At 51.3% G+C, this 15,097-nt stretch carries 13 protein-coding genes and 2 tRNA genes; 13 read left to right on the forward strand and 2 right to left on the reverse strand.

Features of this window, described 5'->3' with window-relative positions; genetic code table 11:
- Positions 1–53 precede the first annotated feature (53 nt).
- The 7 genes from STSP2_RS06800 (at position 54) to STSP2_RS06830 (ending at position 4,154) form a co-directional block, all read left to right on the forward strand.
- Complete coding sequence (locus tag STSP2_RS06800; RefSeq protein ID WP_146661102.1) at positions 54–449, forward strand: hypothetical protein; 396 nt, start codon at positions 54–56, stop codon at positions 447–449.
- Positions 450–472: 23 nt separating this feature from the next.
- Positions 473–943 carry a hypothetical protein gene (locus STSP2_RS06805; protein WP_146661104.1) on the forward strand — a complete coding sequence of 157 codons (471 nt, stop codon included), beginning with the start codon at positions 473–475 and terminating at the stop codon, positions 941–943.
- Between the two features lie 110 nt (positions 944–1,053).
- Positions 1,054–1,425, forward strand: coding sequence for a hypothetical protein (locus STSP2_RS06810; RefSeq protein WP_146661106.1), 372 nt, complete (start codon positions 1,054–1,056; stop codon positions 1,423–1,425).
- Between the two features lie 8 nt (positions 1,426–1,433).
- The gene (locus tag STSP2_RS06815) at positions 1,434–2,105 is read left to right on the forward strand and encodes an imm11 family protein (RefSeq protein WP_146661108.1); all 672 of its coding nucleotides are present in this window, start codon (positions 1,434–1,436) and stop codon (positions 2,103–2,105) included.
- A 130-nt stretch (positions 2,106–2,235) separates the two neighbouring features.
- Positions 2,236–3,585: an RHS repeat-associated core domain-containing protein gene (locus STSP2_RS06820; protein WP_146661110.1), complete on the forward strand. Its 1,350-nt coding sequence runs from the start codon at positions 2,236–2,238 to the stop codon at positions 3,583–3,585.
- A 10-nt stretch (positions 3,586–3,595) separates the two neighbouring features.
- Entirely contained in the window at positions 3,596–3,892 is a 297-nt protein-coding gene (locus tag STSP2_RS06825) for a hypothetical protein (protein WP_146661112.1), read from the forward strand.
- Positions 3,849–4,154: a hypothetical protein gene (locus STSP2_RS06830; RefSeq protein WP_146661114.1), complete on the forward strand. Its 306-nt coding sequence runs from the start codon at positions 3,849–3,851 to the stop codon at positions 4,152–4,154. The genes STSP2_RS06825 and STSP2_RS06830 overlap by 44 nt, the downstream gene beginning before the upstream one ends.
- 378 nt (positions 4,155–4,532) lie before the next feature.
- On the opposite strand, the gene STSP2_RS06835 is transcribed toward STSP2_RS06830, so the two are convergent.
- Positions 4,533–4,603 (reverse strand) — tRNA-Gly (locus tag STSP2_RS06835).
- Positions 4,604–4,828: 225 nt separating this feature from the next.
- Between STSP2_RS06835 and STSP2_RS06840 the strand changes: the two genes are divergently transcribed.
- From STSP2_RS06840 to STSP2_RS06855, 4 genes are all read left to right on the forward strand, one after another.
- A complete protein-coding gene (locus STSP2_RS06840) occupies positions 4,829–6,109 on the forward strand; it encodes a glutamate-5-semialdehyde dehydrogenase (protein WP_146661116.1) in 1,281 nt (426 codons plus the stop codon).
- 12 nt (positions 6,110–6,121) lie between these two features.
- Complete coding sequence (gene proB / locus STSP2_RS06845) at positions 6,122–7,222, forward strand: glutamate 5-kinase (protein ID WP_146661118.1); 1,101 nt, start codon at positions 6,122–6,124, stop codon at positions 7,220–7,222.
- A 66-nt stretch (positions 7,223–7,288) separates the two neighbouring features.
- Positions 7,289–7,374, forward strand: a tRNA-Leu gene (locus STSP2_RS06850).
- A 268-nt stretch (positions 7,375–7,642) separates the two neighbouring features.
- Positions 7,643–9,157, forward strand: coding sequence for a sulfatase family protein (locus STSP2_RS06855; RefSeq protein ID WP_169853050.1), 1,515 nt, complete (start codon positions 7,643–7,645; stop codon positions 9,155–9,157).
- 8 nt (positions 9,158–9,165) lie between these two features.
- On the opposite strand, the gene STSP2_RS06860 is transcribed toward STSP2_RS06855, so the two are convergent.
- On the reverse strand, positions 9,166–9,999 hold the full coding sequence (locus tag STSP2_RS06860) for a helix-turn-helix transcriptional regulator (RefSeq protein WP_146661121.1): 834 nt from the start codon (positions 9,997–9,999) through the stop codon (positions 9,166–9,168).
- A gap of 308 nt (positions 10,000–10,307) precedes the next feature.
- On the opposite strand from STSP2_RS06860, the gene STSP2_RS06865 reads away from it, so the two are divergent.
- The gene (locus tag STSP2_RS06865) at positions 10,308–13,856 is read left to right on the forward strand and encodes a glycoside hydrolase family 2 TIM barrel-domain containing protein (protein WP_169853051.1); all 3,549 of its coding nucleotides are present in this window, start codon (positions 10,308–10,310) and stop codon (positions 13,854–13,856) included.
- Positions 13,857–13,914: 58 nt separating this feature from the next.
- Positions 13,915–14,982, forward strand: coding sequence for a uroporphyrinogen decarboxylase family protein (locus tag STSP2_RS06870; RefSeq protein WP_146661125.1), 1,068 nt, complete (start codon positions 13,915–13,917; stop codon positions 14,980–14,982).
- Positions 14,983–15,097: the final 115 nt, after the last annotated feature.

Consider the following 15,097-nt stretch of genomic DNA (forward strand, 5'->3'; position numbering starts at 1 on the left):
CAGTAGCTCTTGCCACTGCCGGTGCTTCTAAGCTGTTTCTGGTCTTAAGGGGCTTGGAGAAAGTCGATGATGTTGCCGACACTGGGAAGTTTGTTAAATGTCTGAAAAGAACGAAAGCTAACGATGTCAAAGGCTGGAAGGTGGGTGAACCCATAAACAACTTGACTAGGAAAGGCGACGTCCCTAGCTGGAGTGCTGTAAGGCAGCGGTATTGGAAAAATGAGGCTTTTTATAATGAGAGCCTTTACAGTAGAACTAATATTGAGCGTATGCGGCGAGGATTGGCACCTCAACGACCAAATAATTTGACGGGCAAACTGGAGAGTATGGAACTTCACCATGCCCCACCGAAACGCGATGGTGGTTTATTTGATTTTATTCAACTATGGCCTGATGAACACGGTCAAATTGATGAATTCAGACATCTGGGACAGCCTATTAAACCCTAAATAAAATTCTATGAGGTTGAAAGATGAATGATGATGTCGTTTTTGAGGATATGTTTCGCTCTACTCTGGGACAGCCTATTAACTACAAGGATAAGACACTTGTTTTAGTAGACTCAATGTCAGTGAATGATGGGGAACATATTAGGATTGTTTTTGAAACTACAGACAGTGAATGGAAGCAAGGCATTTCATTGGTTATTGAAGATGGAAGCATTGTCGTAGCTGGAAAAGAAGTCAAGGATAAAAGAGGAATCGGATTATGGGAAGACACTGCTCCTAAAGCTGTTGAGCTAGTAACGAAGACAGGTAAGAAACCCATCAGTCGCTTGAACATACATAATGTTTGGCACAATGGGAGATTTATTGATTACGGCCACAACGGTGCTGCGATGTGGGTTGAAGAAATCCCAAACGGCAGACGATACCACTGCAATGACGGCCATCCTGATGATGATTTGAACGACTTGGTTTTTCGGATTGAAAGAATGACATAGGATTATATCGTTAAGACTTTGAGCACGGAGCCAGCAAGTTCCTCGGCGGCGAAAGCTCAGTAGCTCTCGCTACTGCTGGTGCATCTAAACTGTTTCTGGTCTTGAGGGGTTTGGAGAAAGTTGATGATGTTGCAGATACTGGTAAGTTTGTTAAATGTACGACGGAAGCTTTTGAACAGACTGCGAAAAGAGGCTCTCCTAGATGGCGAAGAGTCCTTGGCGACCCGCCGGCATGGATGAAAAAGCCGCAGGCTCACCATGACCTGCCGCAGAAATTCAAGGACAGATTTTCCAGGCTTGGACTTGACATCAATAATCCCAAGCATATGCGATGGGTCGAGGGAGGACCCCATGGCAATCATCAAAAATGGAGTCATGAGTTCAATAAACAGTGGGAAAGATTCTTCCAGAATCCAGATGTCACAGCAAAAGATGCTGTCAAATTCATGAACAACCTTCGCCAGAATACCAAGTTTCAATAGGAGTTGCCATGAAAAATTTTTACTCTATAAGTCATAATTCTTTTGATACTCGCGGTTTCCCGTGGGGTGAAGAGGTACTTACGGAAATACCTAAAAGGGAATGTCTTAGATGTGGCGGTATACGTTTCACCCTGGAAGCCGACATAGATTTGTTACTTGAACGATGCAAAGGCAGTAAATGGCCCGACGTGCTTGGACTTGGGATGTCATATTTTACGGTTTCTGGTAGAGTTCTTGAGGACTGGAAACGCGAAGGAATAGGCGAGTTTCCTGTTCATCGAGTCAGAATAGCCAAGCCTTATCCTAAGAAGCTGGAGGACACTGCTCCTCCGAATTATCATTGGATTGATGGCAGAAAGATGGTTGGGGCAAAGCTCGACTATGAAGCCAGTGGGTTTGTAAATCACAAATTCTGTGACACATGTGGCCGCCTATTGTATGACGACTCAGGAACATATAAAAAGCGTTTTCAAGAGTATTGTCCTTATGTGTTTGTACCTGGCTCATGGGAAGGTGCAGATTTATTCACTACTGACTACAGCCATTTGGCATTCTTCTGCACAGAGAAGGTGCTTGATTGTGCCCGCAAGCATCAACATACAAATTTCCGTTTTACTCCGATAGAAGAGGGTATCGCTACGAATAGTAAGGGTGTGCAATACATGAAACGAAAACGTTAGCAGCCAGTAAGCTCTTTTTACAACTGAATATTGCAACAGCCATGCAAGTTTTGACTATGACGCTCTTGGCAGACGTATTCTAAAGACCGATGAAGTTGAAGGACCAACCACGCTATACTACTATGACACCATGGGCAGGGTTCTCGCTCAGTACACAGACATTGTCGGAACCAGCGATTACGAGCTCGACCGTACATTCGTCTACGGCAACGGCATCAATGACGTGCTTGTGATGTTCCTGCCCGAAGACGAACTCGACGAGAACGCCAATGATGATTTCCTGTCCTTCGTTGACGCCTGGCTTGCCGACCCCAACAGTGCCGACTGGAACGCAAGCTGGGACAGCAACGCCGACAGCATCATCGACTTCGCAGACTTCTGCTATTATGCCTCAGATTTTGACACGCCAGACATCGTGGAAACAGATTACTACTACCTAAAAGACGCTCTGGGCAGCGTTGTGGGGCTTATAGGCGGAAAGTTCGGCAGAACAGAAGAACGAGAGTTCTACAACTACGACATCTACGGTCAGCCGTCCGAAACCAGCACAGCAGGTAATCCCTACATGTTCGCAGGCATGCGGTATGACGCCGAACTGGGCACATACCACACCCTCCACAGAACCTACAGCCCACAACAGGGCAGATGGTTCCAGCATGACCCAATCGGCTACGCTGATAGTATGAATCTGTACGAATACGTGGCCAGCAATCCGATGACTTACATCGACCCAAAAGGGTTGAATCTTTATGCAATTGGCGGAACGGCTGAAAGTCACGCCGATGGTTACAATACTGAAAGAGTTTACAGGTACTATGAAGGAGACGGTGGCCCTCGTGTAGGTAAAGGACGTTATTTTTATGACGGGGTTGGAACCAAAAAATATAAGCCCCACTGGTTCAAGCCCATTGACATTTTCCGTAAATTACGAACTTGGGATGAAAATCTATCAAATATGGCTACAGGTAAGGAAGCGACAGAAATAACAAATCGAGTGAAGAAACGAATTTGTAAGGATTACTGCAGAGATAAGAATATGCAAATCAATATTGTTGGATGGAGCCGAGGTGCAGCTAGTGCTCTTGAAGTTGCTGACCAGTTGAATGAAGATGGATGCTGTTGTGATGGAACAACCGTTAAACCAGAAGTCAATTGGTTGGGGCTTTTTGATGCTGTGGAAATGACGACCAATTCAATGATGGCAGAAGACATAGCAAGTAACGTCAAAAGAGCCGACCATGCGAGAAGAACGCAAAAGGTTGGGGCATGGGCAAAACAGTTAATATTCCCCCGTGTGAGTGGTGAGACCAATTCCTCAGACACAGTGCTTACTACAAAAGATTTTTATTGGAAGGATGGAAGGAAGACCTCCCATAACGACATCGGAACTAAGCGGCCTTTTTTGAGATGGATGATGCAACGAGGAGAAAAAGCAGGATTGACTTTTGATTGGAAACACTATGCTCGTGACAACAAATAGGAGATGAATTATGATTAGCAAAAAACATCTGTTCAATGCGGTTGCATTTGTTCTGTTAGGGGTGTTTCTGTTCTTTTCTATACCTTTTGTCTTTGTCGGAAACATCTTAGAAGAGGGCAAGGAAGATTCCGATAGACGCGAAAAAGAGTTTTTGGAATGGCGTTTTGAGCAGGATCCTGATCTTGGGGAGAAGTATCGCAAGTGGAAAAGCGGTGAACTGGAGCTTACCACTGAAGAGTATTTGCAAATGGAAGAGGAAATATATGGGTCTTATGATGATTCTAACTCCAGTGAAAAACGGCAATAACATGAATCGCCCGAAAGAAAAGGACTTAAAAATGTTAATCGGAATATTTGTGTTTCTTTTCGTCATTATTGTCTTGGTTCAGGGTGCATTTATCAGCCCTTGGTTTTATGGGTTGAGCCTTGCGATTATTTCCGCTTTTCTGTTGTTTGCATATAAAAAGAAAGAATGGAAGAAAGTTGAGTGGCTATCGTATGCTTTAGTACTCAATCTGACAATGATTGTGATTGGAGTTGGCTTGACTTTGCTTTCTTATATACTGTAAATGCCGTCTATGGCCACTATGCTTCCATCAAAATTGTGCCCAATCCCATAGTACCAAAATCGTCCCGAATTTTTCACCAATGACTACTATGGCAGTATTGGGGCAGTCTTATTCTTGTCTAATTGTTGGGTGGTAGGTTAGAAGGGCTTTTACCCTATTAAGGGCTTATAGTGAAACTGTCTAAACGACTGTCTAACTTTTGAGATTGATAAAAATAACACAAAAAATGCTGAAAAATCAGGCTGAACAAAAGAGGGTTCTCAGCTCATTGTCTAAAAGCCCATTTTAGGCGGTCTGAGGGGCGATTTAATGTTAGACAATAAGTTAGACAGTTCTTTTTGGAATCCTTATTTTTGGCCTAAAAACAAGGAAAATGAAAGCGGGTGGCGGGAATCGAACCCGCGTGATCAGCTTGGAAGGCTGAAGCTTTACCACTAAGCTACACCCGCGCTGTGCAGATTTGGGATGATATGTAATTATCGGGGGTTTGTCAACAGCAAATTTTCTCCGCTTTGGGGCGGTTTGGCCCATACGAACCTGAACGTGGGGTGTTTTGGGCTTTATAATTTTCCAATATCTGGTAATATCTGCGTTTTGGGCGCAGTTTGCAGGTATGGGTTGGCTGTTTTAGGATGTTTTGTTGTCGGCTAATCCGTTTTGATGGAGATCTTTATATGAGCATGCAGGACATGGCAAAGCAGGCACGTCTGGCGGGGATCCGCCTGGCTGCCGCTGACAGTGAAACGAAAAATAAGGCTTTGCAGGCTGTAATCGACGGTTTGCGGGCTAATACGGCTCGAATCATCGAAGCGAATACTCACGATATGGAGGGCGCAGAGGCCGATGGGCTTGCAAAACCTTTGCTCAAACGGCTGAAATTCGATGAACCCAAGATCGAGACCGTCATTGCAGGTATCGAAAGTCTGATAGGACTCGATGAGCCGGTGGGAAAGGTGCAGAGCGTGACCGAGCTGGACGGCGGACTGGAGCTGAGCAGGGTTGCATGTCCGATAGGCGTGATCGGCGTCATTTTTGAGTCACGCCCCGACGCCCTGGTACAGATAGGCACACTGTGTCTCAAGAGCGGCAACGCATGTCTGCTCAAGGGCGGATCCGAGGCGGCCGAGACGAACCGGGTGCTGGCCGACGTGCTGATCGAGGCCGGCGATAAGGCGGGACTGCCCAGCGGCTGGCTCGGCCTGATGGAAACACGGCAAGAGGTATCCCAGATGCTGGGTCTGGATGAATATATCGATCTGATCATACCGCGCGGCAGCAACGAGTTCGTTCGGCATATCATGGACAATTCGCGCATCCCCGTAATGGGGCACGCGGACGGAATATGTCATGTGTACGTGGACGAGGGTGCGGACATACATATGGCCGTGCGGATCGTGGAGGATTCAAAATGTCAATATCCCGCGGTGTGCAATGCGGCTGAGACGGTGCTTGTGCATTCGAAGATCGCGGATGTATTCCTGAGCAAGATGAAGGATACTCTGGAGGCGCGCGGCGTCGATCTGCGGGGCGATGATCGAACGGTGGAGCTGATCGGATGCAAACCTGCAAGCGAGCAGGACTGGCGAACGGAATATCTGGACCTGGTGCTGGCGGTGAAGGTAGTCGACTCGCTGGACGAGGCCGTCGAGCATATAAACGAATACGGCTCGGGGCACACCGATGCGATCGTCACGAAGGAGCAGCAATCAGCGGAAAAGTTCATGCAGCGTGTGGATTCGGCGGACGTTCTGGTCAACTGCAGCACACGCTTCGCGGACGGATATCGGTTCGGCTTGGGCGCGGAAGTGGGTATCAGCACCAGCAAGCTGCACGCCAGGGGCCCGGTCGGGCTGGACGGCTTGATGACGTATAAGTATCGGCTGATAGGTAACGGGCATATCGTAGCGGACTATGCCGAGGGACGCAAAAAATTCACCCACAGAAAGTTGCAATAGGTGGTTGGCCTTATGCGGAATTTTGAGAACGCACGGCGTGTGGTGATAAAGATCGGTACGAACACCCTCAGCAGGGGCGAGGGCATTGATGCTGAATACATGGCGCAGATCGCCGAGCAGGTTGCCTGGCTTACCGAGCAGGACAAGCAGGTACTTCTGGTTTCATCGGGTGCGATAGGCATGGGCGCCGGCCGGATCGGACACGTTGGGCCGGTGATTGACACACAGATGAGACAGGCGTGTGCGGCGATCGGACAGCCGCTGCTGATGCACGAGTATCACAGGGCGTTCGCCGAGCGAGGCCTGACGGTTGCACAGGTGCTGCTAACGGCAGATGTTCTTTCGGAACGCAAGACGTTCCTCAATCTGCGCAATGCTGTGGAACGTCTGCTTGAGCTCGGGGTGGTGCCGATCGTCAACGAGAACGACAGCGTTTCGACGGAAGAGATCGATTCGGCATTCGGCGATAACGATACTCTCAGCGCACTGGTCGCCAGCAAGGTCGATGCGGATCTGCTTATCATCCTGAGCGATGTCGATGCACTGTATGACGGCGATCCGCGCGAGAGAGCGGATGCCAAAGCGATCGACGTGGTGTGGGAAATAACCCCCGCGATCGTCAAGGCTGCAGGCGGAGCTGGGACGATGCATTCCACCGGTGGTATGAGGACCAAGATAAAGGCCGCCAGGGTGGCTGCCAACGCAGGATGCAAGATCGTGCTTGCGCACGGACGGTGCGAGGATGTGGTAAGGCGGATCGTTTCGGGTGAGACGGTTGGGACGCTGTTTATGTCCAAACGCAAGCTCAACGCCCGCACGAGATGGATACTTAACAGCAAAGCAGCAGGAACGATCCACGTGGATAGGGGTGCGATGGATGCGCTGAGGCGGAGCAAGAGTCTGCTGCCAAGCGGGGTTGTATCAGTGTCGGGGACGTTCGCCGCAGGCGCGGTGGTAATGGTCAACGAGGAGGCCAAGGCCGTCACATCGCTTTCGAGCGATGAACTGACAGCGGTTGCGGGCAAGCACAGCAGTGAGATACGCGAGGTGATCGGAGCGGACAGGCGGGATGTGGTAGCGGTGCCGGAGGATGTGGTGTTTTTGGATTATTAGCCCGTTCACGGACCTGTTTGTGCTTGACTGATGGGGTTTGATGGGGTATTTTTGTGGGCCTTGTACGCCGGAGTGGTGGAATTGGCAGACACGAGGGATTCAAAATCCCTTGGGGATAACTCCCTGTGCGGGTTCGAGTCCCGCCTCCGGCATTCATTTCGTTGTTTTTCTCAGTTCTACAGCAGACCATGTGTTCTTTCCGGTCCTTGCAAGCCAAATTTCAGAGTAGCCGTAGTCGGTCTGATTTAGCCCATGCTTGGTTTTGTTTTGTTCGACATGGCATTGTGGATTCTAAATTAGTATTGATGTTGGCTGAAGTTCTTGTGTTTTTGCGGAATTTGAGGTCTAATCTGGCAGTCCGGCTGTTCTAATTTGTTTGAAACATGTGGTTTATTTGGAGTTTTTGCGATGGGGCGTAGTATGGATAGGCGGAAATTTTTGAAGATCAGTGCTTTGGGGGTATTTGGTGTTTCGGCTGGGCTGGCTGGTAAATTGGCGTATGCGGCGGAGGGGCGGCAGGCGAAAAAGCCCAACCTGGTGTATGTTTTTCCGGATGAGATGCGAGGTTCGGCGATGGGATTCCTCGGTGAGGAGCCGGTGATAACGCCGAATCTGGACAGGTTTGCGCAGGCGTCACTGGTTTTGCCCGAGGCGGTCAGTAATTATCCGGTCTGCGTGCCGTATCGAACGATCATGATGACGGGTAAGTATCCGTTCGGCAACGGGGTGCTGGTGAACTGTTTCTGTGACGGTCGGGACCTGCCGAAGGGCCAGAAGTGGTGGACGGATGTGCTCGATGAAAAAGGCTATTCGATCGGATACTATGGCAAATGGCACATTACCAAGCCCATGCGGGAGTATAAGGGTCACAAGCTCAAGGGGCAGGAAGGGAAATGGCTGCCTCCGGACAGACGGCACGGGATCGACTACTGGCGGATCCATACAACGAATAATCATCTCAAGAACCGGTATGTGAGTTATGATCGGCCGTGCGTGGGCGGCGTTAAGGTGCGGGAAGTCTGGACGCCTGAGTTCGAGACCGACTGCGCGATAGACTTTATCAGGAACGAGGCAGGTAAATACCGCAAGGAGGATCAGCCTTTCGCGCTGGTGCTTTCGTACAATCCGCCGCACTCGCCATACCAGGTTGTGCCGCAGAAGTACGTTGAAATGTATGATCAAGACGTCGAGCAGTACTGTGGTGGTGTCGCGAGTGTGCCGGGTGCGGATGAGCGGTGGGGCAAGTATTATCGTAGGAACATCAGGCAGTATTACGGGGCGATCACGGGCATCGACGAGCAGTTCGGACGAATACTGGATTGCTTGAAGGAACAGGGGATCGAGGACGATACCATTGTCGTGTTTACGTCGGATCACGGGAACTGTTTGGGCAGACATGGGCATGTTTCGAAGAATGTGCCGGAGGATGATTCGATGCGGGTGCCGTTCATTGTGCGCTGGCCCGGCAAGGTTAAGGCCGAGCATGACGATCTGCTGATCTCGACCGGGGATATTTATCCGACGCTGATGGAGCTGATGGGCACGGCGGATGGGTGTCCTGATGATCTGGAGGGTCAGAGCTGGGCGAAGATATTCACGGGCGGTGAGCAGGAGCGGCCGAGTTCGCAACTGTATATGCATGTCAAGGAGCCTGAGGGCGATGAGCGTTACGGCAGGCGGGGTGTGCGGACGCACCGGTATACGCTGAATATCGAGAAGATGCCGGGCAATGCGGTGGAGGTGCTGCTTTATGACCGTAAGAGTGATCCGTACCAGGTCAGAAATATTGCCGGCGAGCGGTATGATGTGGTCGAGCGGCTGATCGAGAAGGAGCTGCGGCCGTGGCAGGCGAAGATACGCGATTCGTTCGTGCTGCCGGATCTGGGGTTTTTGAAGGAGGGGCAGGTGAGAGGGCCGGTTGTGGAGAAGGCTTAGATTGGTGCTCAGGGCATCAGTTTTGCTTTTAAGGGAGGATACCCGAACTTTTTCTTGAAGGCCTTGGAAAGGTGAAACTCGCTTGAGTAGCCGAGTGTATTCGCAACCTGTTTGACCGAGCTGTTCTGCAAACGGAGCATTTCACGGGCCATTGACAGACGGATATTGTCATAGAAGGCCTTGGGCCCCTGGCCGGTGATCTGGGCGAATACCTTGCGGAAATTCCGTTCGCTCATGTTCGCGGCCGCGGCCATTTCGGAGACCGTCCAGTTTCGCCCGAGGTCGCTGTAGATCGCCTCGATCAGGCTGTCGATATCTGCTTTGTATGGGCTTTCGCCGGTCTTGCCGTGGTAATGAGCGAGCCAGGAGTAAAACATGTGCGTAAACTGCGCCGAGGCCAGATGCCGGTCGCTGGCGGACTGTTTACGCAGGAGTGTGAATATTGTTTCGAGCTGCGTGAGTTCATCTGGGCTTGAAGGTATATGAAGGCACGTATGCAATGGGGCATGAAGTGGACCTGAGAGGAAGAATTCAAACCACCAGAAGTTCCAGTTCTTTTGCCTGCAGTGGTATCGGCAGAGATTGTTCCAGTGGGTTACGGCGAGGGTATTAGCGGGCAAATCCAGTGGTTCCTGATCCTCCAGGTACAATCGCCCCACCCCGTCAAGGGTTCTCACTGCGATGAATCCCTGCCCGCCAAGGGGGTTAAGACTTTGTGATGTTCGCCGTGAGAAGTCACAATGGATGTCATAAGTCGGGTCCGCGTCTACCCGCCAGACGGTATTGAGGTTAAGACTTGCGACAGTTGTCGGCCCGTGTGCTGTTGCAAACTGTTCGAACATGAGGTTTGTTCCGAAAAGTATATGTTTATTTCCGTTTTGTCTATTCCAGTGTAGTTTGTTGCGGATTAAAATGCAAGTATTGATATGGCTAAGTGTTTTTGTGACTCACTGGCCATACCCGGCTGAATTGAGAGTGTATGAGCTTTCGGGACCTGTGGGCGTATCTCGGAAGCTCGTTTTTTGTATGATTTCTAACTTTCTGGAGATGGAAAATGTTTCGATCCTTTCACTTGTTAATTCTGACGTCGATATTTGCATTGATCTTGTCCTCTGCAGTGTTTGCCGCAGGTTCTGAAGGCATGCATCTTGTGGCAGATATTGATTTCGCTGGCCAGGATACCCCCGCCCTTATCGAAGGCGCGAAATGGAAATACCCCCTCACTGCGATCGGGACCGACAAGGTCGCGGCGGACAGCACAAAGCGGATCGTGGCTTTTGGCGAGCAGGTGACTGTATCGCTGGCCGGGTTGCGCGCGGAGGCGAAGTACAGTCTGGAGGTTTCGTATCTTTCGGACAGTCGCGACAGGGTGCAGCGCCTCAAGGCGGATGACCTGGTTCTTCAGAAAAGACATGAACTGAAGAAGGGGCAAGTGGAGCGGTTCAGTGTCGATCTACCTGAGCAAGTATACGCTGACGGTGAGATCGTTCTTACCGCGGAAAAGATAAGCGGTCCCAATGCGGTTATTGCGGGGGTGAAGCTGTTTTCGAATCAGCAGGGTATGCTCTGTCTGCCTGCAGTAAAGGCGGCTGGTAAGCTCGGCGGGCATATCGAGGGCAAGGTATTCAACGCGAACGACAATGAGCCTTTGGCGGGTGCGGCGATAAAATCTGAGTACGACGGCCAGATCGTTGAGGCAGTGAGTGATTCTGAGGGCAGGTTTGTGCTGAAGCTGCCTTACGAATGGCGAGAGGGGCTTGCAAAGAATTTAAAGATCACTTGTGTCTGGCAGGGCAGAGAAGAGCGGACCTGGGTTCCACGGGGTGAGATATTCAGGCCCAGATTGACGGTTCGGCCAGTTGATGTAAAAAAGGTGGATCAGCCTATCATGAGTCTGAACGGCCACTGGGATTTTTGTCCCGTGCCTGATGAGGGATTTTCGAATACCGGTGAGAATGCGGGCCAGTGGTATGAAATTGAAGTGCCGGGCGAGTGGGTGATGCAGGGCTTTGCAGTTGAGCAGGGAAAGTTCGCGGCGTACCGGCGGAAGCTTGACGTGCCGGAAGATTGGGACGGCCAGCGGGTAAAGCTCCGTTTTGATGGAGTTTACAGCGTTTGCAGAATATGGGTAAACGGTCAGCCGGCTGGTGAACATTCTGGCGGGTTTACGCCGTTTGAGGTTGACGTAACGGACCTGGTGAATGCGGGCGATGAGAACGAGATCGTCCTGGCGGTCAAGAACGAATCGCTTGCGGATGTGCTCGCCAGCGGCAGCCAGTACGCGGTGCATCAGCTCGGCGGCATATCGCGCAAAGTGACAATGTTCGCAGTTCCGACCGTGAACGTCGCCTCCATGCACGTGGTGACGGATATGGACGAGGAGTATGCCGATGCTGTGATGCGGGTGGAGATGGATATTGTCAATGACGGCGAGAAAAACTGGAAGGGTGGCAAGGTCGAGTTCAAACTTACCGCCTGGAAGGATAAGCAGGATGTGCGGATCGACCAGGATAAGTTCAAGATCGATGCGATCGCTGCCGGCCAGCGGCTGCGGAAAGTCTTCGAGATCAAGGTAGACAATCCGCGCAAGTGGACGAGCGAGACGCCGAATCTTTATGTTCTGAGCTGTGAGCTGAAACGAGGCTGGAGCATGCTCGAAAAGGTTCAGCGGCGTATCGGTTTCAGGGAGATAGAGGTCCAGGGCAATCAGTTGCTCGTGAACGGCAAGCCCGTCAAGCTGCGGGGCGTGAACAGGCACGAGGCTCATCCGCTGCGTGGACGCAGCCTGACCGCCGAGCAGTGGCGAACCGACGCGGAGCTGTTCAAAGCGGCAAACTGCAATTACATACGGACCAGCCATTATCCGCCTGCCGAAGAATTCATCGCGGCATGTGACGAAATCGGACTCTTCGTCGAGGAGGAGGCCCCGTTCTGCTGGGTAGGCCACGGTACGAATTCGACCTGGCGGAACGCCGACCCGCAGGCACGGAAGAATCTTCAGACACTTCTGCAGGGTACAGCGGAAATGATCGAGCGCGACAGGAGCAATCCGAGTGTGCTGTTCTGGTCGTTGGCGAACGAGTCGCAGTGGGGCAGGAATTTCGAACGCACCTTCGCGATGTCTAACCTGGCTGACCCCAGCAGACCCAAGGCGTTCCATGACCAGTCGTGGGGCGGTTACAACAATTATGGCAGCAATACCCAGATTGCGAACTTCCATTATCCGGGTCCCGGCGGTCCCGAGCAAGCGAAGAACAGCGAGAGACCTTTGCTGTTTGGTGAATATCTTCATTTGAACGCGTATAATCGTTTTGAGCTCACCGCAGATCCGGGTTTGCGTGATATATGGGGCCAGGGTCTGAAAAAGATGTGGGACGATATGTATGCGACCGATGCTCTGCTTGGCGGTGCGATCTGGTCCGGCGTTGACGATACGTTCTTTTTGCCGAACGGCAAGACCGTTGGTTACGGCACATGGGGACCGATCGACGGCTGGCGGCGGAAAAAGCCTGAGTGGTGGCATGTGAAAAAGGTGTATTCGCCGGTGCGGATTTTGGAGGATTCGGTCATATTTGCAGATGGCGAAATGCACGCAGAGGTTGAGAACCGGTTCAATTTTACGAATCTGGATGAGGTGGTATTTGCGTGGACATGTGATGAGCGTTCAGGTAAGGCCCGTTTCGATATCCCGCCTCGCGGCAAGGGGAAGATCAAACTGCCGATCGGTGATATAGCTGCGGATCAAGCTGCCGGGATCACAATTGTTACAGCGGACGGCAGAGTTGTCGACGAGTACAGATTTGTGAATGAAACCATCGAATCCGACCACGAGCCGATGAAGCAAGCTGCCGGCAAAGTTACAGCAGTTACTGAAGACGGCAAGATCGTCGTAAACGGTGACGGGTTCCGTTATGTATTTGACAAAACGAGCGGAAAGCTCAAGGGAGGTTATGTCGGCGATGACAAAGTGCTCACCGGCGGTCCCGAGCTGATGCTGCTTCCTCTGAACAGCGGCGGCGATACACAGATGACAGGCGAAGATGAGTACGTGCCGTTCACACCGACCTGCAGCGCCTGGAAGGCTGATACCGTTAACGTTGAGGAGTCCGAAAATGTGGTCATCAATGTAGCGGGCAAGTACGACGAGGCTCAGGGCAGCTATCGGATCGTGATCGGGCCGGATGGTGAGATGACTGTCAAGTATGACTTTACCTGTCTAAAGGATATTAACCCGCGGCAGGTTGGTATTGTCTTCGATACGACAAAGCACTGCGATACGCTGAGCTGGAAGCGGGACGGACTGTGGACGGCCTATCCTGACTGGCATATCGGAAGGCTGGAAGGAAGTACCAGGGCCTTCGCAGGTACTCCGGTCAGTGAGTCTGCGGGACCAAGATATGAGCCGGCATATGAGTGGCGTTTTGACTGCAATGAACTTGGGACGAATGATTTCCGTTCGACGAAGGAAAATATTTATACCGCAAGTCTGACGGACGATCGAGCCCGGGGGCTCGAGGTGAATAGCGACGGCAGTCAGAGCGTTCGCGCATGGCTAAGCAATGACACGATTCGGCTGTTGATCGCTGATTATATCAATCCTGGTTCCGAGCGTTTCTATCGAAGACATGCACGACAGTGGGACAGGCCTTTGAAGAAGGGCGACAAGATAGCGGGAACAGTTACGGTTTCGCTACGGTAGGGTTTTGCTGTAATTGTAAAAAGTGAAGAGTGTTTTAGTTTGAGACAGGTTTGAAAAAATGACTAATCGAGAGAATTTCCTGCGTGCGCTTCGGCGCGACAATCCACAGAAGGTCCCGTTTGAGTTCGTGCTGTGTCCCTCGCAGGTTGAGGAACTGAAGAGAAGAACCGGGACCAAGGATTTCCGGGAGCACTTTGGTTTTCCGCTAAGGTATATCGAGCTGAATCCTACGAAGATGGATGTCGACTATTCGGTTTTTTATGACGATCTGCCTGCCGACGCCGAGCCTCTGCACTGGAATCCTGAGTGGGGGATCATGGGTGTCGCAGGGTCAACCGCGCATTTCCAGGAGATGCTGCACCCGATGAAGAATTTTACCAGTGTTCAGCAGGTACTCGATTATCCCTGGCCGGACTATCTGGAGGATTATCGCTGGCAAGGCGTCGATGCCCAGATACAGAACTTTGTCGAGCGTGACCTGATCGCGATAGGCAATATGCAGATGACAGTGTTCGAGCTTGCGTGGTATCTCCGCGGCATGGACAAATTCATGATGGATATGGTGATGGATCCTGATATGGCCAATGCGATCATGGACAAATTGATCGAACTTCGGGTCGGGATGGCAAAGCGTTTCGCGGGCTGCGGTGCGGATATCCTGATGCTGGGCGATGACGTCTCAACGCAGGAAGATATGATGATGAGCCCGGCGATGTGGCGGGATACGCAGAAGTGGCGGCTGGCAAAGGTGATCGATGCTGCACGAAGCGTCAAGCCGGACATACTGATATTCTATCACGGTGACGGCAATCTGCAAAAGATCATACCGGACCTGATCGAGATCGGCGTTGACATCCTCAACCCCGTCCAGCCCGAATGCATGGATCCAAAGGAGGTCAAAAAACTGTACGGTGACAATTTGTCATTCTGGGGTTGTCTTGGTACGCAGACAACGCTTCCATTCGGAACCGCCGACGAAGTCGAAGCGAAGTGCAAAGAGCTCATTGAGACGGTCGGCGCTGGCGGAGGCCTGCTGCTTGCCCCTACGCACATGGTCGAGCCCGACGTCCCGTGGGAGAATATCGAGGCATTCGCCCGTGCGATCGATAAGTACGGCAGGTATTGACAGCGAAAATCAAAGCAAATTCGTACTCGAAAGAGGTTTTCTTAATATGCGAATATCCTTTGCGGACGGCGGGATGCTTTAGTATAATGCCGTCGCTGTAAAAGTCATTTCCGGG

The organism is Anaerohalosphaera lusitana, assembly GCF_002007645.1.
In the GTDB taxonomy this organism is placed as follows: Bacteria; Planctomycetota; Phycisphaerae; order Sedimentisphaerales; family Anaerohalosphaeraceae; genus Anaerohalosphaera; species Anaerohalosphaera lusitana.